Below are 25,567 nucleotides of genomic sequence, written 5' to 3'. Positions count from 1 at the left end.
GCAGCGCTCGGCCGCTTCCTCTCCACCGACCCAGTAGAGGGAGGAGTGGACAACGACTACAACTACCCTCTCGATCCGATTAACAAGCTCGACCTTTCGGGCAAGCTCTCGGCAGACTCTGCAGAGAAGTATGCGAAAAATGGGTACGCCATCACTGCTGGCTCCGGAGGTATTAAGGCTTCCAAGGGATCTAATGCGCCCTCGATCAGTTCCGTGTTCCCGAGCCTGCCGGGCCCTGTAAATAAACAAGTCAAGTTGTTCGCCTCTGGATTTGGAGACGCATCAATCGTACTTACGGCCCTAACGCTACCGGCTATGTTGCTGGGACCAGAGGTTTCTTTGGCGGTGCTCGCGGTAGCCAGTGAGACAGGAAGTATATCCACCGGCTTGTATTGCCTTGCAGGCCCGAGCACGCCAAATTGCTTGGTGGGCGCAGGTTTCTCGGCCGTAGGTCTCGGTTTCTTAGGACATTTTGGACGCCATGTGCCCGACGGTATCCGAGCGGCAAGTATTGGTTGGGAAGTTCTTGGGAACTCGAGCGGGATAGCTACCCAATTCTCGGAATCGCTCGAAACGTGGTTCGACACCCCGCTGTTCTAGCGAGATAAGGTTAGGAAACAATCTGATGAAGAGGCTTACTAAGTTTTCACCCTGGCTGTACGCGGTCATTTTCATTGGGATTATTGCCGGGGTTGCTCGGTACATCTCACGTTCCATGAGCACCGAGACACCAATGTTCTCTAACTTGCCGGGAGCGATGATCATCATCACTCCACTCTTTGTGGGATTCTGTCTATGGGCATTCTGGTCGACGCGCGCGGCTTGGAAACTGCGGAGGACTGGCAGCTACGAGTTCGTCAGTTCCTTTCATGTCCGGCCTAGTCAGCGGTCTTCACTGCTGTCCATTTTTCCAGGAGTAGAGTTGTCGGCCGTAGAGGCGCGGGTTCCCATCTCGGTCGATTCCGCTGGCATAAGGCTCTGGAAACGGGGGCTGCCTTTGCGGGAAATCGGGGAAGTTTCTTTCTCGTCGATCATCGAGCCGATCGTCGCCACATCAACAAAGGCAACTTACGGCTTTGAGGGCGCAATACGTGTCAAGTTCAGGCGCGAGAATGGATCGGTGGAGATTTTGGAAATTATCGTCGGTTCACCCCTCTTTTCCGGCCTGTTTCGCGCGAGCGATTCGCGAATGAAGAGTATTGCCACGCAATTAGAACTTATGCGCCAAAAGTATCACTAAGGCGCGTCATGCTTACGGATTCTGAATCTGACAACGACGACGGTCATCGCGATTTTGGCGTCTATTCGGTGGCAAATTAGAGGAGGATCTAGTGGCGCTTGGCGGGCAGAAACTCAGCCCGGCTCGTACGTCGCTCGTTGGACGCGTTGCCGGCAGCGGTCCAGAGCATCACCGGCGAGGCGGACGACGTGGAATGGATCCATCACCGGGATCGCGTCGGGCTGCTCCTTCGGGTCGTTTCTATGATTTTGGTCATCGGTCTAGCGTCCCGGGGGGACCGCGTTGATCGGGCTAGAAGAATTACGAGTCCGGTCGCGACCACTCCTCGCACCTTCCATCAATGAGGAGATCTCATTAAGAAGCGGAGAATCATGCTGGGTGCTGCGCGGCGAAAAAGTATCATGCATGATCTGGGACCAAAAAACCTATTGGGAGGTTTGGTTCGACGAAAATGAGGAAATTGAAATCAGCGAGGTCAGTAAGCGCTCGAACCTAATATCTAAAATTTTGTCGGATCTCGATCGACAACAATTTAGGCTCGTTGAGTACACCATTGCTGGGCTTAGGCTTGTCTCTTGGGTTGAGACACAGGATGGAACACCCTTGATTTACGATGGAGATTTTCCGGGTGCGAAGAGGAATCCAAGGATCGGTAGAAATACGGTGGTGCTCACTTTTGGTTGACCTTTGTCAATCATGCTGATGCTCAGCGTGGTCGGGGCAACTCGAGCTGCAATACCGCGACCTGCGCTGGGTTACCCTTCGGCCGACAAAGAACGTCACTCGCACTACCTCCAGGGACGTCGCTGCGCTACCGATGCGCCAAATTCCCGATTTTGCACTTGCTTTTCTCCCGTCTCGGTTCATAGATCAATATGTAATATTGACGCGCGGAAAAGTCCCAGGCTGCTCAAATCTATATGGCCTACTTGGTCACGCGGTGACGTGGACGCCGGAACTGTGGCGCGGAGCGGAGCGGTATCTCTGCGGACGACTCAGTCTTTCGCAGACTTACCTGCTTGTGACTATGTTCACATGGTCGGAAGAGAAGCCGACGTCCTCCAGTCTTTCAAAGAGAACGATTAGATCGTGCTCGCCGGCTATCGCGCATGCGATCCTTCTCGGCGTCTTCGATCTTGCTCTGGTGCGGACGGGGTCAGCCGAGCGATACGTAAAGACCGAGGCTGCTCTCGTTCACTTCTCACCCGCCCGACCTCGAAGGCATCACCCGAGACTTCTCTGGAGCACAGACTGGGCTGACCTACCTGGTCGTTCGCCTCAGGAGGAGCCGTCACCGGGCCGTCGTCCGGTCCCAAGCAGGACGAATCGTGCAGAACACCCTACGCCGTCGCGGGCTCGGCCGGTCTGGTCTCGAACTACGAGTTCGATCTCGCCGGCAGGCTGACGAACGCGACGATCCCGGCCAATTGTCCAGCCGGTCACTCCCAAGACCAGCGGTCCTCCGCTCTGCGGCGGGAAGTGCGGAGGCGCTCCCGTGAGCAAGCCCGCAGAGGGAGGCGGCATTGATATCGATGCGGTCCTGGATGCAACCGGAGGCGTGCTGAGCGCGGTTGGCATGATCCTTGCTGTCGCCGCCTCGTTCACTCCAGTCGGCTGGGTTACCCTCGCAGGACTGGCCGTCGGTATCGCGAGTACCGCCATTTCGTGCCGTAAGGGAATCGACTTTAACTGCGGCGTATCGATCTTTACGACAAGTGTTGGAGGAGTGGGCGTGGGGGCGAAGGGAATGCACGCGGTTACCGGAATGTGGGGCTGGGAGGCGGGTGCCGGCTTCGCGGACGGCATTGGTTTCGCTGGTGCGGGGTATGATGCAGTGGTGACGACTGGCCAGCACATAGCAGGCAGGTGATGATGATGTCAGGCGAAACGGTCAAAATGATCTCAGGCAGGTCGGCCTATCGGCTCGGGGTGTGGTCGATGTGGCTATTGATCTTCAGTCCTCCGCTCTTACCGCTGGCGCTTGTGCTGTATGTGGCGACAGGGTCGAATGTGCGGTGGCAATCTCCAGCGGTGCTGATCATCGGGATAGCTGGGATCGTCGGGATTGCGCTTGCTGGAGCGTTGGTCATCGCTGCCTTCTATCGCGGGCGCAAAGAAATTGCAGCTGGATACACCACCATGGTGAGGTGGCATCAAGACTACAAGCAGGTGGATCCGTTCTCGGGAAAAGTGATTCGAGACGAAGGTCAGCCGTATATTCAGAATCGACCGGAGGCTTTCGATGGGCGAAAATCTCAACGGCGGTGATTGTTCACCGTAGAGGATGGCGGTTACTCACCCTTAAAGATTGTGTGAGAAACGGACATTGCTCACCTGGTCAGCGTTAGAGTTGCCGATGAGTGAAGAATTGAGAAAAAGACGACGATGAGAGCGCGCGGGATGTAACGGCGAACAATTCACTAGCGGCTGGAGCACGCGAGTGGTTGGCGCGAATCGCTCTGTGCTGAAAGAGGGCTACTTCTTTTTCGCGAGTCTCGACGAAGCTGACCTCTACAGAGAGGATTATTGTCGGCACCGAATCTTCGCCGAGATGAATCAATTCGAGGTGGGGGCTGACCGGGCCCGGTGGAGATATTTCAACGTCGGCCGGATGCCCCAATCGACGTGATCCTCGCTGTTACAGTCCCTTCCCTGACCTCCAAAGATTTGCGGCGCCACCGGCTTCCGCGGAAATTAGTGCTGGGAGAGAAAATTCAACCGCTCCACATTCTGGACCAATCTTATTTGATGGTCTATTGGTTTTCGATCGAAACGTAAGTCGCCGAAGTGGAGTCGAGGTAGCTGACGCGGTGGCGACCGATCCAGTTCTGAAAGCTGGTCCTGGGGTGACCTTTTTTGAGTAGTTCGAGAACCGGGGTGCCCCACATTCTTGCCAGAATGAACGATGTCAGGATTTTGTGGGCATGCGGATGTGGCTAAGCTTGCCGCCGCACAATTTGGCGAATAGTGATGGCGGCCATTGATGCTAGGGCACTGATCCTCCTGAATGGACCCGAGTCACAGCGACGAGTGCGCGACCATCTCGACGGGCTCGACATCATCTGGGTCGGTGTCCGGTGCGCTCCAGAGCCTCCCGAGGCGTGGTCATCAGTTGCGGACAGGGCCTCGAGAAGGTGGTGCAGCCCGGCCCACCCCACGGCTACAGCCACCCGTTCTCCTCCGCGACCCGCGCCGCGTCGGCCCGATTCCGTGCCCCTGTTTTGCCGATCACGGTCGAGAGATAGTTGCGCACTGTTCCCTCTGAGAGATGCAAGATGCGCGCGATGTCGGCGATGGAGCCTCCCGTGCGCGCCGCGGACAGCACGTCGGTCTCGCGCTCGGTCAGTGGGCTAGCGCCTTGCGCGAGCGACTCGGCGGCCAGCGCCGGATCCACGACGCGTAAGCCCTGGCTCACCCGCCGCACGGCATCGGCGAGCTGGGCGGAGGGGGTGTCCTTGACCACGAACCCCGACGCTCCCGCCTGCATCGCCCGCGCGAGGTAGCCGGGCCTGCCGAACGTGGTCACGATCAGCACCCGGCACGTCGGTAGCTCCACGCGCAACGCGGCGGCGGCGGTGATTCCGTCCGTTCCGGGCATCTCGATATCGAGCAGCGCGACATCGGGGGAGGAGGCGCGCGCCGCCGCCAGCACCTCGTCACCGCGGCCGACCTCGGCCACGACCTCGATGTCGTCCTCGAGCGACAGCAGCGCGGCGAGCGCACCCCGCACGAGTGCCTGGTCGTCGGCGATCAGGAGGCGGATCGGGCTCATCGCGACTCCTCCGGCAGGTGCACCCGCAGGCTGAACCCGCCCAGCTCGCTGGTGCCGATCGACATCCGCCCGCCCGCCGCCTCCACGCGCTCGCTCAGCCCGACGAGTCCTGTCGAGCTCGCCGAGCCGGGGCGCGGTCCCACCCCGTCGTCGGCGATCTCGACCTGTGCGGCCGTCAGACGCACGCGGCAGCGGGAGGCGTGCGCGTGCCGGACGACGTTCGTCACGCCCTCTCGGATCACCCACCCGACCAGCTCGCGATGCGCGGGGAGCACGGCATCGGTCGAGGAGGGCAGCTCGGGGGTGACCCCGGCGGCCGTGAGCGCTCCGCGGGCCGCAGCAAGCTCGCCGCTCGCCGTAGTCGCGCGGAAACCCGCGACCGTCGCCCGCACGTCCTTCAGCGCTCCCCGCGCGAGGGACTCGACGTCGGCTATCTCGGCCCGGGCGCGCTCGGGATCGGCGTCGAGCAGCCGGCCCGCGAGCTCGGACTTCACGGCGATGACGGTGAGGGAGTGCCCGAGGATGTCGTGGATGTCGCGGGCCACGCGACTCCGCTCGCGCTCGGCGGTCAGTATCTCGAGTTCGGCCTGAGTCGCGCGGAGCTGGTTGACGGTGGCGATGGTGCGGGCGAAGGTCGCCATCATGAGGGAGAGGGAGACGATGAGGACCGGGACGACGATCGAGGTCTCGGTCCAGCCGTCGTCGCCGACGCGTACGGCCAGCGCGATCATGGCCAGTCCGCCCACCATCGCTAGCGTCGCGCTCCAGGTGAAGACGCACATGCCCACGAGTACGCCGACATAGGTCCAGAGCCCGGTCACCGTGCCCCGGTCGAGCCAGGGGAGCAGGGTGAAGGAGAGGGCGAGAAGGCCGGCGCAGGTCACGAGGCGGCCCGTCGCCGCGAAGGTCCAGGCGAGCGGGGGAGCGACGACGAACGCGGCGCAATAGACGACGAGCAGGACGACTCCGGCGAGGCGCCAGGGCAGCGGGCCGTCGCCTCCGAGAATGCTCGTCACCGACGAAGCGGCCCAGAACAGCGAGAAGACCGCGCCGAAGTACCAGCGCAGGGCCTGCGGGGAGAGCAGGGCGCCCGTCAGAGTGGCGGAGGAGTCGCTCGCGGCGGCAGCCGGGCGGATCGGCCAGCCGGGGCCGTCTTGACGCTGTGCGGTCGTGCTGCTCACCGACCCACCCTAGAGCGCAGGGCGGCCCCCGCGACCGCCCCGCGCATCCTCACACCCGCTTCGTGTCGCGGCGGAAGAAGATGACCGTGCCGGTCAGGAACACCCCGAGCCAGACGACGGCGTTGGCGAGGGCGCCGAGGTCGAAACCGTCGCCGGTGAGCGGCGACCGTGCCAGTTCGCTGATCCCGTAGACGGGCGTGAGCGACGCCAAGCCCTGCATGAAGTCGGGCATCATGCTCACCGGGTAGAAGAGACCGCCGAGAAAAGCGAGCACCACCACCAGAAGGCTCGTGATCTGCGCGGCGTTCTCTCCGGGCACGAGGTAGCCGATCATGAGGCCGAGGGTCGTGAAGACCGCTGCCGAGAGGAGCCAACCGGTCAGGCCGGTCACGATCCACTGCACGGGCGTGAGCTGAATGCCCGTGGCCGCGCCGGCGATGTAGGTCGCCACCACGGCGACGAGGCCCAGCATCATTCCCGCGATCATCTTGATCAGGACGTTCACGAAGGGGTTCAACGGAGTCAGGCGCAGCTGGCGGCTCCAGCCCTGCGCGCGTTCCACGGCGACGGCGGCGCCCGTCTGCGTTGCCGACATCATCGTGCCGTACATCGCCATCGACACCATGATGAATGCGGCGACCGAGGGGCCTCCTGCGGCGAGGGGAGTGTCGGTGAGGGGCTGGTCGCGCTGTGCGTAGCCGACGATGAAGTACATCATCACCGGGAACAACAGGGTGAAGAAGAGGGTCCGCCGGTTGCGCAGCTTGCGCATCAGCTCGATCCGCAGGTAGGTGGCGTTGAAGCCTCCCAGGGGAGGGACGCGGCGATCCAGGCGCACGCGGTCGATAGAGGTGAGGGTCATGCGGTCGCTCCTTCGGAGGTGAGGGCGAGGAACACGCTCTCGAGGTTCTGGGCTGTGATCTCGATGTCGTGCGCGGGAGTGCTCGTGAGCAGGTGGCGGGCAAGGGCATCGGAGTCGTCGGTGTGGAGGGTGACCCGGTCGCCGCGCGCCTCGGCGCTGGCGACTCCGGGCAGTGCGGCGAGAGCCGCGAGGTCGGCGCCCGGCAGGGTGGCCTGCACGATCCGGCCCGAGACGAGGTTCTTGATGGCGCTCGTCGCCCCGTCGGCGACGATCCGGCCGCGGCTCATCAGGACGATGCGGTCGGCGTACTCGTCGGCTTCCTCGAGGTAGTGCGTGGCGAAGAGCACGGTGCGGCCGCGCTCGGCGTCGGCGCGGATGGCGTTCCAGAACGCGCGGCGCCCCTCCACGTCCATGCCGGTGGTGGGCTCGTCGAGGATGAGCAGCCCCGGGTCCGACAGCAGCGCCATGGCGAAGCGGAGTCGTTGCTGCTGGCCGCCCGAGCAGACGCCAACCCGCCGGGACGCGATCTCGGTGATGCCGGCGCGCTCGAGTACCTCCTCGACCGAGCGAGTGTCGGCGAACAGGCTCGCCGTGAGCTCGAGCGTCTCGCGGACCGTGATGTCCTTCAGCAGGCCGCCGGTCTGCAGCACGGCCGAGACCAGTCCCCGCGCGATGGCCGAGCGCGGCGACTGCCCGAAGACGCTCACGGTGCCGCTGTCGGGGGAGGAGAGGCCGAGGATCATGTCGATGGTCGTGGTCTTCCCGGCTCCGTTGGGGCCGAGGAACGCGACGATCTCACCCGGCTGCACGGTGAGGTCGATGCCGGCGACGGCGGTGAAGGAGCCGAACGCCTTGGTGAGCGCGTGCGCGCTCACGGCGGTCGTGGGCGCGGCAGGCGTGGCGGCGGCGCTCGGGGAGGTGGACAGGGGGTCGTGGACGGGGGTCGAGGTCATGCCTCCAGCCTCTCGGTGGAGGCGCGCGCAGCGCTCGGCCGCGCGTCACCACTCGGCCGTGACATCCGTCACGTCGCGCGGGCTCAGACGGGGCAGCCGGCGAAGAGCACGTCGTCGGAGGCGACCAGGGCGTCGAGCGTGAGCAGCCGGTCGAGGTCGTGGCCGGCGGCGATGGCCCGTTCGCGCTCGCGCGCGGTCTGCGGGGCGAGGCGCCCCTCCATCACACCCCCGAGCGCCCGGACGGCGCACGCGGCGACCACGCCCTCCGGGGTGCCGCCGATGCCGAGCACGAGGTCGACGCGACCGGAGGCGTCGGCCGCCTCGATCGCGACCGACACGTCGCCCTCTCCGCGCAGCTCGAGCGCGACCCCTGCCTCCCGCAGGGACGCGATCAGCCCGGAGTGGCGAGGCTTGTCGAGCACGGCGACCACGAGCTCGGCCACCGGTATGCCGAGGGCTGCCGCGAGCCGCCGCGCATTCTCGGCCGGAGACAGGTCGAGCGAGACGGCCCCGCGTCCGGCGGACGAGCAGACGAGCTTGTCCATGTAGAACGCGTCGCGGGGGTCGAAGAGCGTTCCCCGGGGGGCGAGCGCGATGACGCTGACGGAGCCGGGCAGCCCCTCCGCGGTGAGGCGGGTGCCGTCGAGCGGATCGACGGCGACGTCGCACGAGGGGTGGGCGGCGCGGCCGAGGCGCTCGCCGTTCGCGAGCATGGGGGCCTCGTCCTTCTCGCCCTCGCCGATGACCACGATGCCGTCGAACGGAGCCTCGGCGAGCACCGCGCGCATGGCCTGGACCGAGGCGGCGTCGGCCGCGAGCTTGTCGCCGCGTCCGTACCAGGCGCGCGCCGCCTCCGCCGCCGCGCGCACGCTGGCGGCGACCGCCTCCTGCAGCTCTGCCGAGTAGGCCGGGGACGCGATCAGGCGCACCTCGCTCATGCGCGGGCCGGCTGCGCCGTCGCCGTGCGCACGAGCCGTTCGAGCGTGCGCAGTCCGTCCGAGGAGAGCACCGACTCCAGATGCCCCTGCACCGAGGCGACATGCTCGCCCCGCAGAGCGTTGACGACTCCCGTCGCCGGGTCGACCGCGATCTCGAGCCCGAGCAGAGGCGTGGTGCCGGCGCTCGCCGAGACGGAGGAGAAGGTGTTGTAGAACCCGATCGCCGCGTCCTCTCCGAACACGTCGACCGACAGCCGCACGCCCTGACGAGGCGCGGGAAGCGCCTCGACCGGGAGGCCGGCCAGCAGCGACAGCATCTGGTGGCTGAGACAGACGGCCAGCAGCGGTCGTCTCGAGGCCAGGCGCTCCTCCATCAGCTCGCGCAGACGCGCGATCCGCGGCTCGGAGTCGTCCCTCGGGTCGCCAGGCCCCGGCCCGAAGACGACGAGGTCGTCGCGCAGCACATCATCGACGTCCGACCAGCGCTCGACCCGGGCATCCATCCCGAGGTGGCGCAGCTGGTGCGCGAGCATGGTCGTGAACTGGTCCTCGTTGTCGACGATGAGCGCGGTGTGGCCGGCCAGCCCCGCGATGTGCTCGGGCGCCTGCGGGCGCAGCCAGAACGAGGCGAGGCGCTCGTTGCGCGCCTCGAGCGCCTCCTGCACACCCGGTTGCGCGTTCAGGTCGATCGCCGGCGGGATGTCGCGGTGCGGGAGGAGCCCGAGAGCCGACAGCACGCCCGACGCCTTCGCCCGCGTCTCGGCGACCTCGCCCTCGGGGGTGGAGTGGCGCACCAGGGTGGCCCCGGCGGGCACCGTGAGGCGACCGTCGGAGCGGAGGTAGGCGGTGCGGATGAGGATCGGGGCGTCGACCGTGTAGCCGCGCTCCTCCGGCTCGAAGAGGGCGAGCACACCGGAGTAGTAGCCGCGCGGCTCCTTCTCGTACTCGGCGATGACCGCGCACGCGTTCTCCATCGGAGAGCCCGTCACCGTCGGCGCGAACATCGTCAGACGCAGCACCTCGCGCACGTCCAGGTCGGTGTGACCCTCGAGCAGGTACTCGGTGTGGCTCAGCCGCGACATCTGCTTGAGGAACGGCCCGAGGATGCGTCCGCCGTTGGGGCAGACCGCGCTCATCATCTTCATCTCCTCGTCCACCACCATGAAGAGCTCCTCGCTCTCCTTCACGTCGGCGAGGAACGCGAGCACCCCCTCGCCAGTGGGGCCCGTGGCGGGATGGCGGAAGGTGCCGCTGATCGGGTTCATCATCGCGACGCCGTCGCGCACCGAGACGTGGCGCTCGGGCGTGGCTCCGACGGCCGTGACGGTGGGCGAGCTGCCGGGGCCGGGAGTGTGGATCGCGAAGGTCCAGTAGGCGCCGGACTCGTCCGTGAGCAGCCGGCGGAACCAGGCCAGCACGGCCTCGACGGGCGGGGCGTCGGTCTGAGCAACGAACGCGCGGTTGATGACGAAGTTGGCGCCCTCGCCGCGGCCGATCTCGTCGTCGATCACGCGGCGGACGATCTCGGCGTACTCCTCGTCGGGAACGTCGAAGCCGCGCTCCTCGACGGGGATCTCGCGCTCGGGCAGAAGGCGCAGGGCCTCGGCGAGCGGCACGCTCTCGCGTTCGCGCACGACGAGGTTGCGCAACGGAGCGCCGTCGTCCTTCGCCGCGAAGCCACGCTCGCGCACCTGGCGGTAGGGCACCAGGGTGAGCACGTCGTCGCCGTCGAGCGGGATGTCGGCGAGCCCGTCCACGTCGACCACGTCGCCGGTGAAGACGTCGACCTCGCTCTGGCCCTGGCGGAGGACGACGGCGAACGGCAGCGAGCCGTCGGAGGCGAGGATGCGGGAGAGGAGCGAGGTCATCGTGGTCCTTGGGTCGGGGTGTCCCTCACCCGGGCCCCGACATGCAGAACGACCGCCCGGTCGAGGCGGTCGTGTGCGAGAGGAGTCTGCGCGTCGGCCTGCCTAGGAGGCGGGCCACCAGGAACGGCGGAGGGTCGACGTGCGCATGGAGGGAGTCTAGGGGACCGGAGGTGGGGCGGCCAAGGCCGGCGCGACACGCTCGGTCGACTCGCCGCGCAGGGTCCGCAGCAGGAGTGTCGCGCCGGCCGTCGCTGCGGGCGTCGCGATCACCGCGCCACCCGGCACGAGGAAGCTGAGGTACACCGCGATGCCGAAGCCGAGCGACACAGCGCGGTGCTCTCCGAGCAGCCGGCGGCGCTGGCCGAGGCTCATCCCGCGGGCGTCGCCCGCGAACCCGGTGAGCTCGACCGCGAGGGCCCGGCCGCCGACGAGCCCGCCCGCGACCAGGCCGACGATCGACCCGACGACGGGGATGAACCCGAGCAGCACCAGCACGACGCCGATGGCGAGCGAGGTGGCGACCAGCACCCCGGAGTCGCGGGCGCTGCGGACGAGCCCGCGCCAGAATCCGGTCTCGTGCTCGTCGGGCACCCCGCCGAGCTCGTTCTCGACGCCGCGCCAGATCCGCTCGTAGAAGGGGTCGCCGACCAGCAGTGTGACTGCGGCGAAGAGCACCACGCCGAGCGCGACGACCGCACCCACCGCTGCGATCGCGAGCAGGAGGCGCGCGCTCGACGCCCCCGCGTCGCTCCAGCCGTCGAGGAACGGGGTCAGTGTCGCCACCACCTCGTCGATCCGGGCGAGCACGAGGACGAGGACGCCGACGAAGACGAGCCCGACGATCAGCGGCGGGATCGCGCCGAGCAGCATCGCCCGCGGCGAGCGGACCCAGGCGCCGAACCCCCTCCCGAACAGCCGTACGCCGAAAGCCAGGTCGCGGAGAATCGCCATTCCCCGATCCTCGCAGAGGCAGGGCGAGGCCCCGTTATCCGATCGATGCACAACCTGATCGCACGGTGGATGTGGAGGCGTTCAGTCGACTGATAGACATCAGCCAGGCGCTACGGGGGCAGCTTCGGCGCCGATCCCACTCCCACATTCTCGAGAAGGAATACATCCATGTCTCACCGAGGGGCTCCTCGCCGCTCTCGTTCGCGTCTCGCGTGCCTCACCCTCGCCGTCGGCCTCGCCGCCGGTCTTCTCGCGCCGGGGGCGGCCGCGAGCACCAGTACTCCGGAGCCGACGGTGACCGCCACGGCCTCACCGACCGCGACTCCCGAGCCGACGGCGACTCCGACGGGGGCGCCGACGCCCAGCACACCGGAGCCGACCGTCGCGCCGACTCCGACGGTGAGCCCCGAGGCGACCCCGGCTCCGTCCGCCGAGCCGAGCGCCGCTCCTGCTCCGGTCTGCGACCAGTCCGCACCGCCGGCGCTCCCGTTCGATGCGGCTGCGCTCACCGTCGATCTGTCGGTCCCCGGTGTCGTGACGGCGAGCATCCCGCCGTCCGAGCTCGCGGACTGCACCGATGCGTCGACGATCATCCTCGCGATCATGCCGACCTACTCTGAGACCACCGACGACATCGCGAGCGCCGAGGTCGGTGTGACCGAGGAGGGCTACGCAGGCGGAACCCTGACGGTGCCCGTCCGCACCACTCGCGAGTACACCGTCACCGTGACCGTCATCGACTACGTCGACGGAGCCGCTCTCTGGATCCTCGAGCCCTACACGCAGGTGCAGACGCTGTACGTCACCGATCTGGACGCCTGCCTGGGCGCGAACAACAACTACATCGTGGAGGCCCTCTCCGGTCCGGTGACCGCGACGGCCGGTGTCCGCTCCGTCACCGTCACCGTCCCGGAGATCGGCACGATCGCCTGCGTCCCGCGCGGCGAGGTCCGGATCTGGTCGTTCGACTACGAGCGCCCGAACGAGCTCGACGGCTTCACCCCGGTCCTGCTCGGCTCGATCCCCTTCGACGGCGGCTACTTCCCCGGTGCTACCAAGACCTACGCGACCACCCCCGGACACAATGACGTCCGCGTCACCATCGCCGGGTTCATCGACGGCGGGGAGACCGGTCGCGAGTTCGTCGGCGACCAGGTCCACTTGACTGTCGCCTCAGGGGCCGCCACCACGACGTCCGGCGGCACCACCCTCGCCGCCACGGGCGTCGAGACCGCGGGCATCGGCTCGGGTGCGCTCGTTCTGCTGGCGCTCGGCCTCGTCACGCTCGTCGTGACGCGCCGACGCCGCCTCACGCAGCAGCGCTGACCGCTCGACAGTGCAGGAAGGGCCCGGGAGTCACCACTCCCGGGCCCCTCGTGCGTCAGGTCTCAGGCGAGCTCGAACGGAGCGAGCAGCCCGCTCATCGCCTTGGCGCGCGGAGTGGCGAACTCGTCGCGGCGCGAGGTCGTGACTCCCATCGCCACGAGGCCCTCGACCAGGCGCACGGCCGAGACGACCCCGTCGATCACGGGCACGCCGAGCTCGCGCGAGAGGTCGCGGCAGAGATCGGCCATGCCGGCGCAGCCGAGCACGATCGAGTCCGATCCGTCAGCGGCCAGGGCGGCGCGGCACTCCGCGAGGATCAGCCGGCGCGCGTCGGAGCGAGGATCCTCCAGCTCCAGGACAGGGACGTCGCACGCGCGGACCTGCCGGCACGCCTCGCCGAAGCCGGCCCGTTGCGCGATGTCCCACGCGCGACCGCTCGTGCGCGACAGCGTCGTGACCACGCTGAAGCCCCGGCCGACGAGCGTCGCCATGTGCATCGCCGCCTCAGCGACGCCGATCACCGGGCCGCTCGCGACCTCTCGGGCGGCATCGACGCCCGGGTCGCCGAAGCAGGCGATCACGGCGCCGTCGCTCCCCGCCGCCTCCGCTCGTGCGATCTCGTGCAGCACCCCGGGTACCGCGAGGGCCTCGTCGTAGTGGCTCTCGATCGAGGCCGGCCCCATGGGAGGAGTCACCGCGGCGATCTCGGTGCCGATGGAGGCGACCGAACGCGCGGCGCGGCCGATCGTCTCGGTCATCGAGACGCTGGTGTTCGGGTTGATGACGGTGATGAGCATGCTGTCCTCGATCAACGGGAGAAAGGGGAGGGGCGGCCTCGTCGTGCCACCCCTCCCCGGGTCAGACGAGCGCGCCGTCGCTCACATTCTCGAGGTCCTCCTCGAGCCGCGCGATCCGCGGCGCCCGGCGCTCGAGCACCGCCATGGCGACGAAGCCGAGCCCGCAGCCGATGAACCAGCTGTAGTCGCCGAGCCAGGTGAAGGAGGCGCCGCCCGCCTCCTCGATCCAGCGCGGGACGAGGACCGAGAGGACGGAGGGGACTCCGCCGATCGCGGTCGCCCACACGGCGTTGGGATTGAACCCCTTCGAGAACCAGTAGCGGCCCTTCTCGTTCATCGAGTAGAGGTCGTCGACCCAGACCCGCTGGCGGCTGATCACGTAGTAGCCGGCGATGAGCACGCCGAACAGCGGGCCGATCAGGGCGCCGAGGATCCCGAGCGTGTAGTGGATCGCGGTGTCGTTCGAGTACCAGTTCCACGGGGTGAGCAGCACCGAGCCGACGGCGGCGATCATGCCGCCCATCCGCCAGCTGATCTTCTTCGGGTTCACGTTCGAGAAGTCGAACGCGGGTGAGATGAAGTTCGCGACGATGTTGATCCCGATCGTGGCGATCACGAAGGTGAGCCCGCCCAGCAGGACGGCGAACCAGGTGTCGATCCGCTCGACCGTTTGGATCGGGTCGGTGATCAGCTCGCCGAAGACCGGCACGGTCGCGGAGGCGGTGATCACGGTGAGCAGCGAGAAGAAGAGGAAGTTGATCGGCAGGCCGAGGAAGTTGCCCTTCTTCACGGCCTTGTAGCTGCGGGCGTAGCGCGAGAAGTCGCCGAAGTTGAGCATCGGTCCCGAGAAGTAGGCAACGACGAGCGCGACGGCCGAGATCATCACCGGGATCGACGCGGCGAAGTCGAGGGGCTCGCCGGAACCGAGAGTGAGCGAGATGTTCTCCCAGCCGGCCTGCGAGACGAGGTAGATCGCGAGGATCAGCATCACGACGTACACCGCCGGGCCCGCCCAGTCGATGAAGCGGCGGATTGACTCCATGCCGCGCCAGAACAGCGCGGCCTGGGCGATCCAGAGGATCGCATACGAGAGGTAGCCCAGCGCGGACAGGCCGAGGAAGGAGGCTTCCGGAGTGTTGAGCGCGGCCATCCCGGGGAAGAACTTGAGGAAGACGATGTTCAGCGACTGCGCCGCGAGATAGGTCTGCACGCCGTACCAGGCGATGGCGATCAGTCCGCGGATGATCGCGGGGATGTTCGCCCCGCGGATGCCGAAGATCGCGCGGTTGATGACGGGGTAGGGCACGCCCGTGACCTGGCTGGGCTTGGCGACCAGGTTGCAGAAGATCTGGACGATCACGATTCCGACGACGAGGGCGACCAGCACCTGCCACCCGGCCAGCCCGAGAGCAAACAGCGAGCCGGCGGTCACGTAGCCTCCCACGCTGTGCACATCCGACATCCAGAAGGCGAAGATGTTGTAGCTCGACCAACGCTGCTTCGCGAGGGGGGCGAGATCGTCGTTGGAGAGCCGATCGTCGTACCCCGGCTTGATCAGCGGGGCGCCGGCGGGCAGGTCGGGGGAGTCGACGACGGGCAGGTCGACGCGAGGTGCGGTGGCGCGGTCGGTCATGGTGGGAATCCACCTCTCGGGGCGGTCGTGCGCAGAGTCGGCACGGAGCGGATGTGTCAGGGTGGTCGGGGCGATCGACGCCGGTCCGGTCAGGGCTCGAGGTCGGCGCCACGAGGAGCGACGAGTGTGAAGTGATGACTTCACGCGAGCCAAGGTACGACCGCCGGGCCCGGCATTCGTTTCGGGTCCGTTACAGCTGTGTGACGTTCGAGGAGGAGGGTTCGCGTGGTGTTCCCGAGTGACTCTGGAGCCGAGGGCGTGCCAGCGGGCGGGAGCGTCGACACGGAGGGTCTCGGGCCGCGCCTGCGCGAGCTGCGGCGCGCCTCCGGACTGTCGTTGAAGGCGGTCGCGGGCCGGCTCGGGATCTCGGTGAGCGCCGTCTCTCAGATCGAGCGTGGTGCGATGCAGCCCTCGGTGGGCCGGCTCATCGCCCTCGTCGAGGTTCTGGGTGTGCCGCTCGCGGCCGTGTTCGGTCAGGAGGCGCCGGGCTCCGAGGTCGAGACGGCGGTGGTTCGCGCGGGTGCGGCGCCCGTGGTGCTCGAGGGCGGGGTGCTTTTCCGCCGTCTCGCGCCGAGTCGCCTCGATGCCGTCGACTTCTTCGAGTCGACGTATCCGCCGGGAGCGACGTCGACCGCCCATCGGCGGTTCCTCCGACATGACGGCTTCGAGCTGGGGACGGTGAGCTGCGGCGAGCTCACGATCGAGTTCGAGGACGAGGTCGTGGTCCTCGCCCCCGGTGACGCGATCACCTTCCCCTGCGCGCGGCCCCACCGGATGGTCAACAACGGCTCCCAGCTCACGGTCGCGACCTGGCTGATCGTGCACCGCTGAGGTGGCGGATCGCGCCACGGAACCCTGCGCACCCGCCGTTCGCGGCGGAACGTCGTTCACCATCTAAGTATGGGATTCTGACCCTGCTCCTCCACAGCCCATCGGAGGAGGCCTCCTGTCCACAGCACGCGGGGATCGGGGGCGAAGGAGTGCCTCGATGTCGGTACCGCCTGGTGGGCTTGCCTCCTCGAGCGATTGGTGCGGAACGTGGATGGACGACTGGACGACAGGAATGACGACGAGTGCCCTCGGTGGTGCGCGGGTGAGCACGACGAGCTCGTGCCGCCGAAGGAGCGGCTGCACCGCTCGCCGGCGCTCTCGATACCGACGGTCCTCTGGGCGGACGCAGAATCGGAGCGGGACCCGTTCGCGGAGACGGTGCACGTCTCGCTCTGCCGACCGGGCAGCGGCGAGGCCCGCCTGCGACTCGAGGCCGACGGGCTCGGCGTGCTCGACCTCGATCTCAGCTCGTCCGCGCGACTGGCTCGTGGCGTCCAGACGGTGCTGGCGCTACTCGGTGCCTCCGGGTGAGCGGCGGGGCGGGGTCGGCGGGAGGATCTCCATCAGGTCGACGTCCAGCGCCTCGCAGAGTGCGAGCAGGGTGTGCAGAGTCGGATTCGCCGGCGAACCCGGCTTCGACTCGCCCTTCTCGAACTTCTGATAGGTGTAGCCGGCGAGCCCGGCCGCGTGCGCGATGCGCTCCTGGCTCGCTCCCTTGGCGATGCGGGCTCGGTGCAGATTGGTACCGAGCTCGCGGGCATAGGCTGCCCAGTCTCGCTCGGGCGTGGGTGTCGACATGCGGCCAGCTTCGAAGAAGAACGCCCCGCGGTCAGCCATACGCGGATGGGAAATTGAGAATGGCCATCTCGACGTGCTCGGGCGCTTCTGTGCCCGAGGCGGTCGGAACCCTGCGCCTAGGATGGCCGGGTGCCAGTGAACACCGAACTCGTCGGGCGCGTCTTCGCGCCCACGGAGCCCTATCAGGTGGGGCGAGAGAAGGTGCGCGAGTTCGCGCGAGCCGTCTCGGCGACCTCTCCCCTCCACCACGACGTCGAGGCCGCGCGCGCCGCCGGCTACGCCGACCTCGTCGCTCCGCCCACCTTCCCCGTCGTCCTGCAGGAGTACACGCTCGCGCAGTTGCTCGCCGAGCCGGATGCCGGCATCGACTTCGACCGTGTCGTGCACGGCGACCAGCGCTTCACCTCCTCGCGGCCGATCGTCGCGGGCGACGAGCTGACGGCCACGCTCACGGTCTCGAGCATCAAGAGCCTTGGCGCGCACTCGATGGTCACCTCCGAGTCGGCGATGGTCGACGCGAACGGGGAGCACGTCGTCACCGCCGTCTCGACGCTCGTGGTCAGGGGTGGCGAATGAGCAGCCCCGTCCTCACGGAGCTGACCGTCGGCGAGGTCGTCGCCGAGCGCAGCTTCCTCCTCGAGCGCGGCACGCTCGTTCGCTACGCCGGCGCCTCCGGCGACTTCAACCCGATCCACTACCGCGACGACATCGCGGCCGACGTCGGGCTGCCGGGCGTCCTCGCCCACGGGATGCTGACGATGGGGACCGCGGTTCAGGTCGTCGTCGACTGGGTCGGCGATCCCGGCGCGGTCGTCGACTATCAGGTGCGCTTCACCCGTCCCGTCGTGGTCGACCCGCGCGAGGGTGCCCTCCTCGACGTCACGGCGAAGGTCGGTGCCCTCGACACCGAGGCCGGCTGGGCTCGGATCGACCTCGCGGTCTCGGTCGCCGGCCAGTCCGTGCTCGGCAAAGCGCAGGCGCGCGTCCAGCTCGAGGCTCGATGAGCGCTCCCCTCCTCTCGTCCCTCACCACCCTGCGTGTCGGCGGACCTGCCGAAAGCCTGCTCGAGCCGGCCACCGAGGCCGAGCTCGTCGAGACGCTCGTGCAGCTCTGGAGCACGGAGGAGCCCTGGCTGCTCGTCGGTGGCGGCTCGAACCTGCTCGTCGGTGACGACGGCATCGAGGGCACCGTCGTGCGGGTGCGCACCTCCGGGATCGAACGGCTCGACTGCGCCGACGAAGGGCTCGTCCATCTCCGTGTGCAGGCGGGGGAGTCGTGGGACGGCCTGGTCGCGGCGACCGTGGAGCGTGGCTGGGTCGGGCTCGAGGCGCTCAGCGGCATCCCCGGCACAGTCGGTGCCTCGCCCGTGCAGAACATCGGCGCCTATGGTCAAGAGCTCTCGGACACCCTCGTGGCGGTCACCTTCCTCGACGAGGGCACGCGCGAACCGGTCCGTCTCGCGGCCGACGAGCTCGACCTCGGCTACCGCACCTCGGTCCTCAAGCAGGGGCGTCGGGGCGCAGTGCTCGCCGTCGAGTTCCGTCTCGAGGAGGCGAAGGCCGACGCCGGCTCGCCCGTCGCCTACGCGCAACTCGCCACGGCGCTCGGCGTCGCGCTCGGCGATCGCGTGAGCGCGGCGGAGGTGCGCGAGACCGTGCTCCGGCTGCGCGCGGCGAAGGGCATGGTCCTGGATCCCGATGACCCGGACACCGCGAGCGCCGGTTCCTTCTTCACGAACCCCGTGGTCACCCACGCGTTCGCCGGCGGGCTGCCTCCCGCCGCTCCGCGCTGGCCCGTCGAGCCGTCCGCCGAGACGGGAGTGGCGACGCCGCTCGCCGACGTCGCGGCGGGACGACCGATCGGTCTGCCCGTTCCCGATTCCGGAGGCGGACTCGTCAAGCTCAGCGCCGCCTGGCTCATCGAGCACGCCGGAGTCTCGAGGGGCTTCGCGCTCCCCGGCTCGCGGGCCGCGGTCTCGAGCAAGCACACGCTCGCCCTCACGAACCGGGGAGGCGCGAGCGCGGAGGACATCGCCGAACTCGCACGCTTCGTGCAGGGACGCGTCCTCGCCGAGTTCGGGGTGCTGCTGCACCCGGAGCCGGTCGTCGTCGGGACCTCGATCTAGCGCGTCCCGGGCCGTTCCGGGATCGCCGTCTCCGGATCAGGCGAAGAGCGCCTGGAGGCGCCGTACCCCTTCGAGCAGTGCGTCGTCGCCGAGCGCGTACGACAGGCGGAGGTAGCCGCTCGGCCCGAAGGCCTCACCGGGGACTGTCGCGACCTCGGCGTGCTCGAGGATCAGATCGGCGAGCTCGAGCGAGGTGGTGGGCGTCGTGCCGTGCCATTCGCGGTGGAGGAGGCCGCTCACGTCGGGGTAGACGTAGAAGGCGCCGCCCGGAGTGGGGCACTCGATGCCGTCGATCGCGTTCAGTTCGGCGACGATCGTGCGGCGGCGGCGGTCGAAGGCCCGACGCATCTCCTCTGCGGCGTCCTGCGGCCCCGTGAGGGCAGCGATCGCCGCGCGCTGCGAGATGTTCGAGACGTTGCTCGAGAGGTGAGACTGCAGGTTTGCGGCGCCCGTGATCGCATCGGCCGGGCCGACCATCCAGCCCACGCGCCAGCCCGTCATCGCGTAGGTCTTGGCGACGCCGTTCACGAGGATCGTCCGATCGCGCAGCTCGGGGACGGCCTCGGCGATCGAGGCCGCGCGCTCGAGCGGGCCCGCGTCGTCTTGGCCGTCGATCGCGTAGACGAGGTTCTGATAGATCTCGTCCGCGACGACCCAGAGCCCGTGCTCGTGCGCCCACTCCCCGATGGCGCGGGTCTGCTCGGACGAGTAGACGGCACCGGTCGGGTTGGAGGGGGAGACGAAGAGGAGGACCTTCGTGCGCTCGGTGCGCGCCTCCTCGAGTTGCTCGACCGTGACGAGGTAACCCTGGTCGGCGCCCGCGAAGACGTCGACCTGGACGCCTCCGGCCAGCTTGATGGCCTCGGGGTAGGTGGTCCAGTAAGGGGTGGGCACGAGCACCTCGTCGCCCTCGTCGAGGAGCGTCTGGAACGCCTGGTAGACGGCCTGCTTGCCGCCGTTGGTGACGACGACCTGCGAGGCCTCGACCGCCCAGCCGGAGTCGCGTGCGGTCTTCGCCGCGATCGCCTCCCGCAGCTCGGGGAGGCCAGCGGCCGGCGTGTACCGGTAGTTCTTGGGGTCGAGCACGGCCGCCGACGCCGCCTCGACGATGTGCTCCGGGGTGCGGAAGTCGGGCTCGCCCGCCGCGTACGAGATCACCGGGCGCCCCTGCGCTTGGAGGGCCTTCGCCTTCGCGTCGACCTTGAGGGTCGCGGACTCGGCGATGGCGGCGATACGGGCGGAGATGCGCGTGGTGGAGGACACGACCGCCAGCGTATCGCGCGCGCGCACGGCGCTCCCGCACCCCTGCGCCCTCGGCTGGACACGTCCTGCGGGTGCACGTACACTCGTCCGAGGTAGTCGATCTCCGCCAGGATTCACAGCGCCCACGGGGCGCCGCGGAGACTCAGCGGCGGTCGGCCTCCTCCTCGGATGCCCGCAACGGCATCTCTAGGGCGGTGGCTCAATTGGTAGAGCAGCGGTCTCCAAAACCGCAGGTTGCAGGTTCGAGCCCTGTCCGCCCTGCACATCGATGCCCGTCGCACGTGGTCCCCGCGATGCAGCGGTCATCGGTCCAGGGCCGCCCAGGACGGGCGGCCGGCCACACCGGAGGTTCCGGTGCGGGAAAGGTGCGTGCAGGTGGCCGGGAAAGCAGTCGACGAGCCGAGCGAGGACGTCGTCGCGATCGCGAATCAGCAGCGAGCGGCGCGGCGTAACCCGTTCGCGCGGATCGCCCTCTTCATCCGGCAGGTCATCGCCGAGTTGAAGAAGGTCGTGACGCCGACTCGCAAGGAGTTGGGCAATTACGTCGTGGTGGTGCTGATCTTCGTCATCATCATGATGGCGCTGGTGTCGTTCCTCGACTGGGTGTTCGCCCTGGCCGTGACGTACGTGTTCGGCACACCCGCCGCTTGAGCGGCCGGTGTTCGAGTGAGCCGAGAGCATCCGGGCCGCGCGAGCGGAGGATGCCGGCGACAGCGGGCACGCCCCTCACGGGCGTGGACCCGATCGATCGAGAGAGAGTTGTGACGAGTGTCTGACAGAAACCGCGACGACGTCGACTGGGCGACGGCTGCCGAGCAGTCGTCCGAGGTCGAGGAGGAGCAGGAGGGCGGCACCCAGTCGCAGGCCGAGGATGCTGTCGAGCCCGCCGAACACGGTGCGCTGAGCGTCATCGACGAGAACGAGTCCGAGGAGGACCTCGCCTCCGACCTCGAGGCCGCTCTCGACGCCATCGGCTCGGTCGACGACCCCGAGGCCGACGCCGCGGTCGACCAGGCCTCGCACATCGACACCGTCGAGGAGGCCGAAGCGGCCCTCGAGGCCGTCGAGGACGAGGCCGAGGTTGCCGAGGAGGAAGGCGACGTCGCGGAGATCGACCCCTACGAGGCGTTCCGCGCCGAGCTGCGCGGCAAGCCGGGCAAGTGGTACGTGATCCACTCCTACGCGGGCTTCGAGAAGCGTGTGAAGTCGAACATCGAGAACCGCAAGGTCTCGCTCGAGGCGGAGGACTACATCTTCGAGGTCCAGGTCCCGATGGAGGACGTGGTCGAGATCAAGAACGGCCAGCGCAAGATGGTCACCCGCGTCCGCATCCCCGGCTACGTGCTGGTGCGCATGGACCTCAACGAGGACTCCTGGTCGGTCGTCCGTCACACCCCGGGCGTGACCGGCTTCGTGGGCAATGCCCACAACCCCACGCCTCTGCGCTTCGAGGAAGCCTTCACCATGCTGAAGAGCCTCGTCGAGATCAAGGAGGTCGCCCCCTCGAAGGTGGCTGGCGCGAAGGGCCAGAAGCAGGCCCAGCGCGTGCTTCCCGCCGAGGTCGACTTCGAGATCGGCGAGACCATCACCATCAAGGAGGGCTCGTTCGCCGGCCTGCCCGGCTCGATCAGCGAGATCAAGCCCGAGAGCGGCAAGCTCACCGTGCTCGTCTCGCTCTTCGAGCGCGAGACCCCGGTCGAGCTCTCGTTCGACCAGGTCACCAAGCTGTAGCGCCTCCGCGCCGCTGTCGAACGCCTCCTCCGCTCGCCGGAGGAGGCGTTCGTCGTCTCGGTGACGTCGCGCACCCGACCTGTCCCGTCGCAGCTCTCGATCCGGCGCTGTCGGGGGCGACCTCGCTCGTGTAAGCTCGTGTGGGTTTTCGTGTCGGCGCCCCCGTGTGCGCGTCGGCCGACCCTCCTCCACCGCGATCCGACTGCGTCGGGTGCGCGGGAGAGCGGCCGGGAGCCCCCGACCACTCGAACCCTGAGAAAAGGAATCAGAATGGCCCCCAAGAAGAAGGTCACCGGCCTGATCAAGCTCCAGATCAAGGCCGGCGCGGCGAACCCCGCGCCCCCGATCGGTCCGGCGCTCGGTCAGCACGGCGTCAACATCATGGAGTTCTGCAAGGCGTACAACGCGCAGACCGAGTCGCAGCGCGGCAACGTCATCCCCGTCGAGATCACCGTCTACGAGGACCGCTCGTTCACCTTCGTCCTGAAGACCCCGCCCGCGGCGGAGCTCATCAAGAAGGCCGCAGGAGTCGCCAAGGGCTCCTCGACCCCGCACACCGTCAAGGTCGCGAAGCTCACCCGCGCGCAGGTCCGCGAGATCGCCGAGGCCAAGCAGGTCGACCTCAACGCCAACGACATCGACGCCGCCGAGAAGATCATCGCCGGCACCGCTCGTTCGATGGGCATCACGGTCGAGGCGTAGTCCTCCGCCCGTCCAGAACTCAACACCCGTGGGAGAGCCCGCCAGGCTCTAGAACCACATTCTCGTTTCAAGGAGAAACAACATGGCACAGAAGTCGAAGGCCTACCGGGCCGCAGCGGCCAAGCTCGAAGAGGGCAAGTACTACAGCCCTGAGGAGGCGGTCGCGCTCGCCCGCGAGACCGGTTCCGCCAAGTTCAACAGCACCGTCGAGGTCGCCCTCAAGCTCGGCGTCGACCCGCGCAAGGCCGACCAGATGGTCCGCGGCACGGTCATCCTGCCGCACGGCACGGGCAAGACCGCGCGAGTCATCGTGTTCGCGACGGGTCCGGCGGCCGAGGCCGCCCTCGCCGCGGGTGCCGACGAGGTCGGCGGCGCCGAGCTCATCGAGAAGGTCGCGGGCGGGTACACCTCGTTCGACTCCGCCGTCTCGACCCCGGAGCTCATGGGCCAGGTCGGTCGTCTCGGAAAGGTGCTCGGCCCCCGCGGCCTCATGCCCAACCCGAAGACCGGCACCGTGACCCCGGACGTGGCGAAGGCCGTGACCGAGATCAAGGGCGGAAAGATCGAGTTCCGCGTCGACAAGCACGCCAACGTGCACCTCGTCGTCGGCAAGGCCGCGTTCTCGCCGGAGCAGCTCCAGGAGAACTTCACGACGGCGCTCGACGAGATCATCCGCCTCAAGCCGTCCTCCTCGAAGGGCCGCTACATCCAGAAGGCCGCCGTCTCGACGACCTTCGGCCCCGGTATCCCGCTGGACGTCAACGTCCTCGTCTGAGCCGGTCGTCCTCACCGCTCGATCGGTGAAGCGAGGAGGGGGTCCGCTTCGGCGGGCCCCCTCCTTCGTCGTCCGGGCACCGGCCCCGGCATACTGGAGCGGTGACCCGTCCCTCCCCGCCCGGCACTCGATGAGCGTCCGCCGCGCCGTCGCCTCCGATGCCGAGCGCCTCGCCGAGCTGGCCGGGGAGACCTTCCCGCTCGCGTGTCCGCCGCACACCACCGCGGAGGCGAAGGCCGAGTTCATCCGCACGGTGCTCTCCTCCGAGCGTTTCCGCGGGTACCTCGCCGATCCGATGCGCTCCGTCCTCGTCGAGGAGGACGGCTCCGGCGCCCTCGACGGCTACACGATGCTCGTGCGCGTGGAGCCGAGCGACCCCGATGTCCGCGCCGCGATCAGCTCGGCGCCCAGCGTGGAGCTCAGCAAGTTCTATACGCGGTCCGAGCGGCACGGCTCCGGTCTCGCCGCGCGCCTGATGGCGGCGACCCTCGAGGAGGCACGCGCCTCGGGTGCCGCCGGTGTCTGGCTGGGCGTGAACCAGGAGAACGGGCGCGCTCAACGGTTCTACCTCAAGCATGGCTTCGCGGTCGTCGGTCGCAAGCGCTTCCTCGTCGGCGACCGCCACGAGGACGACTTCGTGCTGGAGCGTCCCCTGCCCTGACCCGGATCCCCTCCGACCGCGCTGCGGATCCCGCCGGGCTCAGCCCTCCGAGACCGTGAGGACGAGCTTGCCACGGGTGTGCCCCGTCTCGAGCTGCTCGTGCGCCTCGTGTGCTCGCGCGAGCGGGAAGACTCCGTCGATGAACACGCGGACGTCTCCCGACTCGAGCAGTCGGGAGACGACGGCGAGCGTCGCGCCGTCGGGGGCGACGCGGTAGGTGGAGGCGCGGACGCCCGCGACCGCCGCCTCCTCGAAGAGCTCGGGCCAACTGCCGGTGGGTGCGTTCACGATGAGCCCGCCGGGCCGCAGAACCGAGAGCGATCGCGAGCCCGTGCGGTCGTGCACGTTGCCGATCAGGTCGATGACGACGTCCATCCCCTCGACCACCTCGTCGAAGCGCTCGGCGGTGTGATCGATGACACGGGAGGCACCCAACTCGCGCAGCCACTGCAGATTGCGGGTCGAGCCCGTCGCCGTCACGGAGGCGCCGAAGTAGGAGGCGAACTGCACCGCGAAGTGGCCGACCCCGCCCGAACCGGCGTGGATGAGCATCCGCTGCCCCTCGTGCGCCTTCGCGAGATCGACGACCATGCCCCACGCGGTCAACGCGGCGAGCGGCACGCCGGCCGCCTCGACGTGCGAGAGCGTCGACGGCTTGCGAGTGAGGGACACGCTCGGAACGCTGACGTACTCGGCGTAGGAGCCGGAGTAGCGCGGGACCATCACGAAGCCGTAGACCTCGTCGCCGGGTCGCAGCGGGTGTGCGGGATACGGGCTCGAGAGCACGATCCCGGAGAAGTCGTGCCCGAGGACGGCTGGGTAGGAGGTGATGGCGGAGGCGACGCCCCGGCCCGCCCTCGTCTTGGCGTCGAGCGGGTTCACCCCGGCAGCGACGACCTTGACCAAAAACTCGGCGTTGATCGAGGAGGGAGTCGGGACGGTGGCGAGATGCAGCACGGAGGGGTCGCCAGGAGCATCCATCACCGCGGCCGTCATCGTGTCGGGCAGGACGAGGTCCTCCGGGATCTCGCCGATCGCGAGACCGTGCCCGAGCGCGCTCCTGTGCATCATCGCCCTCTCCTGTCGCGGCACCGCCCGTCGTGAGTGCACGGTCGGGAGCGACGGATCCGCCCCCGGCCGCGCTGCGTGCGCCACAGACA

General features: G+C 68.1%; 28 protein-coding genes, 1 tRNA gene and 1 pseudogene. 17 read left to right on the top strand and 13 right to left on the bottom strand.

Annotated elements, in window-relative coordinates; translation table 11 throughout:
• Both ITJ45_RS10805 and ITJ45_RS10800 read left to right on the top strand, forming a co-directional pair.
• On the top strand, positions 1-600 hold a 600-nt coding region (locus tag ITJ45_RS10805; RefSeq protein ID WP_228493809.1), incomplete at its 5' end, for a hypothetical protein.
• 25 nt (positions 601-625) lie between these two features.
• The gene (locus tag ITJ45_RS10800) at positions 626-1,240 is read left to right on the top strand and encodes a hypothetical protein (RefSeq protein WP_194630449.1); all 615 of its coding nucleotides are present in this window, start codon (positions 626-628) and stop codon (positions 1,238-1,240) included.
• Positions 1,241-1,368: 128 nt separating this feature from the next.
• Here ITJ45_RS10800 and ITJ45_RS10795 read toward each other — a convergent pair.
• Positions 1,369-1,470 (bottom strand): annotated as a pseudogene (locus ITJ45_RS10795) (transposase); the annotation flags it as partial.
• Between the two features lie 148 nt (positions 1,471-1,618).
• Between ITJ45_RS10795 and ITJ45_RS10790 the strand changes: the two are divergent.
• From ITJ45_RS10790 to ITJ45_RS10780, 3 genes are all read left to right on the top strand, one after another.
• Positions 1,619-1,924 carry a hypothetical protein gene (locus tag ITJ45_RS10790; protein ID WP_194609761.1) on the top strand — a complete coding sequence of 102 codons (306 nt, stop codon included), beginning with the start codon at positions 1,619-1,621 and terminating at the stop codon, positions 1,922-1,924.
• Between the two features lie 811 nt (positions 1,925-2,735).
• Positions 2,736-3,110 (top strand): hypothetical protein, encoded by a 375-nt coding sequence (locus ITJ45_RS10785; RefSeq protein WP_194609759.1) that lies wholly within the window; start codon positions 2,736-2,738, stop codon positions 3,108-3,110.
• The gene (locus tag ITJ45_RS10780; RefSeq protein ID WP_194609757.1) at positions 3,107-3,508 is read left to right on the top strand and encodes a hypothetical protein; all 402 of its coding nucleotides are present in this window, start codon (positions 3,107-3,109) and stop codon (positions 3,506-3,508) included. Before ITJ45_RS10785 ends, ITJ45_RS10780 begins: the two co-directional genes overlap by 4 nt.
• An 892-nt stretch (positions 3,509-4,400) precedes the next feature.
• Here ITJ45_RS10780 and ITJ45_RS10775 read toward each other — a convergent pair.
• The 7 genes from ITJ45_RS10775 to ITJ45_RS10745 all read right to left on the bottom strand — a co-directional run bounded on the left by ITJ45_RS10775 (position 4,401) and on the right by ITJ45_RS10745 (position 11,765).
• Positions 4,401-5,012 carry a response regulator transcription factor gene (locus tag ITJ45_RS10775; RefSeq protein ID WP_194609755.1) on the bottom strand — a complete coding sequence of 204 codons (612 nt, stop codon included), beginning with the start codon at positions 5,010-5,012 and terminating at the stop codon, positions 4,401-4,403.
• Positions 5,009-6,193, bottom strand: coding sequence for a sensor histidine kinase (locus ITJ45_RS14340; protein ID WP_194609753.1), 1,185 nt, complete (start codon positions 6,191-6,193; stop codon positions 5,009-5,011). The genes ITJ45_RS10775 and ITJ45_RS14340 overlap by 4 nt, the downstream gene beginning before the upstream one ends.
• A gap of 49 nt (positions 6,194-6,242) precedes the next feature.
• On the bottom strand, positions 6,243-7,055 hold the full coding sequence (locus ITJ45_RS10765; protein ID WP_194609751.1) for an ABC transporter permease: 813 nt from the start codon (positions 7,053-7,055) through the stop codon (positions 6,243-6,245).
• Positions 7,052-8,008, bottom strand: a complete 957-nt coding sequence (locus tag ITJ45_RS10760; protein WP_194609749.1) for an ABC transporter ATP-binding protein — start codon at positions 8,006-8,008, stop codon at positions 7,052-7,054. Before ITJ45_RS10760 ends, ITJ45_RS10765 begins: the two co-directional genes overlap by 4 nt.
• Before the next feature lie 83 nt (positions 8,009-8,091).
• Positions 8,092-8,946, bottom strand: coding sequence for a fructose-bisphosphatase class II family protein (locus ITJ45_RS10755; RefSeq protein WP_194609747.1), 855 nt, complete (start codon positions 8,944-8,946; stop codon positions 8,092-8,094).
• Complete coding sequence (locus ITJ45_RS10750; protein WP_194609745.1) at positions 8,943-10,814, bottom strand: anthranilate synthase family protein; 1,872 nt, start codon at positions 10,812-10,814, stop codon at positions 8,943-8,945. The genes ITJ45_RS10755 and ITJ45_RS10750 overlap by 4 nt, the downstream gene beginning before the upstream one ends.
• A gap of 156 nt (positions 10,815-10,970) precedes the next feature.
• Complete coding sequence (locus ITJ45_RS10745; RefSeq protein ID WP_194609744.1) at positions 10,971-11,765, bottom strand: EI24 domain-containing protein; 795 nt, start codon at positions 11,763-11,765, stop codon at positions 10,971-10,973.
• Between the two features lie 168 nt (positions 11,766-11,933).
• Here ITJ45_RS10745 and ITJ45_RS10740 point away from each other — a divergent pair, with 168 nt between their 5' ends.
• Positions 11,934-13,091 carry a hypothetical protein gene (locus tag ITJ45_RS10740; protein WP_194609743.1) on the top strand — a complete coding sequence of 386 codons (1,158 nt, stop codon included), beginning with the start codon at positions 11,934-11,936 and terminating at the stop codon, positions 13,089-13,091.
• Between the two features lie 62 nt (positions 13,092-13,153).
• Here ITJ45_RS10740 and ITJ45_RS10735 read toward each other — a convergent pair whose 3' ends face one another.
• Positions 13,154-13,888 carry an aspartate/glutamate racemase family protein gene (locus ITJ45_RS10735; RefSeq protein WP_194609742.1) on the bottom strand — a complete coding sequence of 245 codons (735 nt, stop codon included), beginning with the start codon at positions 13,886-13,888 and terminating at the stop codon, positions 13,154-13,156.
• 61 nt (positions 13,889-13,949) lie between these two features.
• Positions 13,950-15,521, bottom strand: a complete 1,572-nt coding sequence (locus tag ITJ45_RS10730) for an NCS1 family nucleobase:cation symporter-1 (RefSeq protein ID WP_194609739.1) — start codon at positions 15,519-15,521, stop codon at positions 13,950-13,952.
• Between the two features lie 225 nt (positions 15,522-15,746).
• Between ITJ45_RS10730 and ITJ45_RS10725 the strand changes: the two genes are divergently transcribed.
• Both ITJ45_RS10725 and ITJ45_RS10720 read left to right on the top strand, forming a co-directional pair.
• Positions 15,747-16,352, top strand: coding sequence for a helix-turn-helix domain-containing protein (locus ITJ45_RS10725; protein WP_323742990.1), 606 nt, complete (start codon positions 15,747-15,749; stop codon positions 16,350-16,352).
• 207 nt (positions 16,353-16,559) lie between these two features.
• Positions 16,560-16,883, top strand: a complete 324-nt coding sequence (locus tag ITJ45_RS10720) for a hypothetical protein (RefSeq protein WP_194609737.1) — start codon at positions 16,560-16,562, stop codon at positions 16,881-16,883.
• On the opposite strand, the gene ITJ45_RS10715 is transcribed toward ITJ45_RS10720, so the two are convergent.
• On the bottom strand, positions 16,863-17,150 hold the full coding sequence (locus tag ITJ45_RS10715) for a helix-turn-helix domain-containing protein (protein WP_194609735.1): 288 nt from the start codon (positions 17,148-17,150) through the stop codon (positions 16,863-16,865). The two genes, ITJ45_RS10720 and ITJ45_RS10715, sit on opposite strands and share 21 nt — an antisense overlap.
• 129 nt (positions 17,151-17,279) lie before the next feature.
• Here ITJ45_RS10715 and ITJ45_RS10710 point away from each other — a divergent pair, with 129 nt between their 5' ends.
• The 3 genes from ITJ45_RS10710 to ITJ45_RS10700 are packed head-to-tail and all read left to right on the top strand — an operon-like array spanning position 17,280 to position 19,275.
• Complete coding sequence (locus ITJ45_RS10710) at positions 17,280-17,726, top strand: FAS1-like dehydratase domain-containing protein (protein ID WP_194609733.1); 447 nt, start codon at positions 17,280-17,282, stop codon at positions 17,724-17,726.
• The gene (locus tag ITJ45_RS10705) at positions 17,723-18,154 is read left to right on the top strand and encodes a MaoC/PaaZ C-terminal domain-containing protein (RefSeq protein ID WP_194609731.1); all 432 of its coding nucleotides are present in this window, start codon (positions 17,723-17,725) and stop codon (positions 18,152-18,154) included. The genes ITJ45_RS10710 and ITJ45_RS10705 overlap by 4 nt, the downstream gene beginning before the upstream one ends.
• Positions 18,151-19,275: a UDP-N-acetylmuramate dehydrogenase gene (locus ITJ45_RS10700; protein ID WP_194609730.1), complete on the top strand. Its 1,125-nt coding sequence runs from the start codon at positions 18,151-18,153 to the stop codon at positions 19,273-19,275. Before ITJ45_RS10705 ends, ITJ45_RS10700 begins: the two co-directional genes overlap by 4 nt.
• Positions 19,276-19,311: 36 nt before the next feature.
• Here ITJ45_RS10700 and ITJ45_RS10695 read toward each other — a convergent pair whose 3' ends face one another.
• Positions 19,312-20,547 carry a pyridoxal phosphate-dependent aminotransferase gene (locus ITJ45_RS10695; protein ID WP_228493869.1) on the bottom strand — a complete coding sequence of 412 codons (1,236 nt, stop codon included), beginning with the start codon at positions 20,545-20,547 and terminating at the stop codon, positions 19,312-19,314.
• A gap of 179 nt (positions 20,548-20,726) precedes the next feature.
• Here ITJ45_RS10695 and ITJ45_RS10690 point away from each other — a divergent pair.
• From ITJ45_RS10690 to ITJ45_RS10665, 6 genes are all read left to right on the top strand, one after another.
• Positions 20,727-20,799 (top strand) — tRNA-Trp (locus ITJ45_RS10690).
• Between the two features lie 114 nt (positions 20,800-20,913).
• Positions 20,914-21,189, top strand: coding sequence for a preprotein translocase subunit SecE (gene secE, locus ITJ45_RS10685; RefSeq protein WP_194609726.1), 276 nt, complete (start codon positions 20,914-20,916; stop codon positions 21,187-21,189).
• Positions 21,190-21,306: 117 nt separating this feature from the next.
• Complete coding sequence (nusG, locus tag ITJ45_RS10680; RefSeq protein ID WP_194609724.1) at positions 21,307-22,269, top strand: transcription termination/antitermination protein NusG; 963 nt, start codon at positions 21,307-21,309, stop codon at positions 22,267-22,269.
• Positions 22,270-22,539: 270 nt separating this feature from the next.
• Positions 22,540-22,971: a 50S ribosomal protein L11 gene (gene rplK / locus ITJ45_RS10675; RefSeq protein WP_194609722.1), complete on the top strand. Its 432-nt coding sequence runs from the start codon at positions 22,540-22,542 to the stop codon at positions 22,969-22,971.
• 82 nt (positions 22,972-23,053) lie between these two features.
• A complete protein-coding gene (gene rplA / locus ITJ45_RS10670) occupies positions 23,054-23,746 on the top strand; it encodes a 50S ribosomal protein L1 (protein WP_194609720.1) in 693 nt (230 codons plus the stop codon).
• Positions 23,747-23,876: 130 nt separating this feature from the next.
• A complete protein-coding gene (locus ITJ45_RS10665) occupies positions 23,877-24,407 on the top strand; it encodes a GNAT family N-acetyltransferase (RefSeq protein WP_194609718.1) in 531 nt (176 codons plus the stop codon).
• A gap of 39 nt (positions 24,408-24,446) precedes the next feature.
• Here ITJ45_RS10665 and ITJ45_RS10660 read toward each other — a convergent pair whose 3' ends face one another.
• Positions 24,447-25,403 carry an NADP-dependent oxidoreductase gene (locus ITJ45_RS10660; protein WP_194609843.1) on the bottom strand — a complete coding sequence of 319 codons (957 nt, stop codon included), beginning with the start codon at positions 25,401-25,403 and terminating at the stop codon, positions 24,447-24,449.
• Positions 25,404-25,567 lie beyond the last annotated feature (164 nt).

Source organism: Rathayibacter sp. VKM Ac-2879, assembly GCF_015351245.1.
In the GTDB taxonomy this organism is placed as follows: domain Bacteria; phylum Actinomycetota; class Actinomycetes; order Actinomycetales; family Microbacteriaceae; genus Rathayibacter.
Note: the sequence above shows the minus strand (reverse complement) of the source record. Positions and strands in the feature narration are given on the sequence as shown.

Bases quoted from the DNA above. Each gene is read 5' to 3' on its own strand.
- ITJ45_RS10755 (WP_194609747.1), bottom strand. From the start codon at position 8,946: ATGAGCGAGGTGCGCCTGATCGCGTCCCCGGCCTACTCGGCAGAGCTG.
- ITJ45_RS10760 (WP_194609749.1), bottom strand. From the start codon at position 8,008: ATGACCTCGACCCCCGTCCACGACCCCCTGTCCACCTCCCCGAGCGCC.
- ITJ45_RS10665 (WP_194609718.1), top strand. From the start codon at position 23,877: ATGAGCGTCCGCCGCGCCGTCGCCTCCGATGCCGAGCGCCTCGCCGAG.
- ITJ45_RS10715 (WP_194609735.1), bottom strand. From the start codon at position 17,150: ATGTCGACACCCACGCCCGAGCGAGACTGGGCAGCCTATGCCCGCGAG.
- ITJ45_RS10745 (WP_194609744.1), bottom strand. From the start codon at position 11,765: ATGGCGATTCTCCGCGACCTGGCTTTCGGCGTACGGCTGTTCGGGAGG.
- ITJ45_RS10750 (WP_194609745.1), bottom strand. From the start codon at position 10,814: ATGACCTCGCTCCTCTCCCGCATCCTCGCCTCCGACGGCTCGCTGCCG.
- rplK (WP_194609722.1), top strand. From the start codon at position 22,540: ATGGCCCCCAAGAAGAAGGTCACCGGCCTGATCAAGCTCCAGATCAAG.
- ITJ45_RS10700 (WP_194609730.1), top strand. From the start codon at position 18,151: ATGAGCGCTCCCCTCCTCTCGTCCCTCACCACCCTGCGTGTCGGCGGA.
- rplA (WP_194609720.1), top strand. From the start codon at position 23,054: ATGGCACAGAAGTCGAAGGCCTACCGGGCCGCAGCGGCCAAGCTCGAA.
- ITJ45_RS10705 (WP_194609731.1), top strand. From the start codon at position 17,723: ATGAGCAGCCCCGTCCTCACGGAGCTGACCGTCGGCGAGGTCGTCGCC.
- ITJ45_RS10800 (WP_194630449.1), top strand. From the start codon at position 626: ATGAAGAGGCTTACTAAGTTTTCACCCTGGCTGTACGCGGTCATTTTC.
- ITJ45_RS10740 (WP_194609743.1), top strand. From the start codon at position 11,934: ATGTCTCACCGAGGGGCTCCTCGCCGCTCTCGTTCGCGTCTCGCGTGC.
- ITJ45_RS10730 (WP_194609739.1), bottom strand. From the start codon at position 15,521: ATGACCGACCGCGCCACCGCACCTCGCGTCGACCTGCCCGTCGTCGAC.
- ITJ45_RS10775 (WP_194609755.1), bottom strand. From the start codon at position 5,012: ATGAGCCCGATCCGCCTCCTGATCGCCGACGACCAGGCACTCGTGCGG.
- ITJ45_RS10765 (WP_194609751.1), bottom strand. From the start codon at position 7,055: ATGACCCTCACCTCTATCGACCGCGTGCGCCTGGATCGCCGCGTCCCT.
- ITJ45_RS10660 (WP_194609843.1), bottom strand. From the start codon at position 25,403: ATGACGGCCGCGGTGATGGATGCTCCTGGCGACCCCTCCGTGCTGCAT.
- ITJ45_RS10735 (WP_194609742.1), bottom strand. From the start codon at position 13,888: ATGCTCATCACCGTCATCAACCCGAACACCAGCGTCTCGATGACCGAG.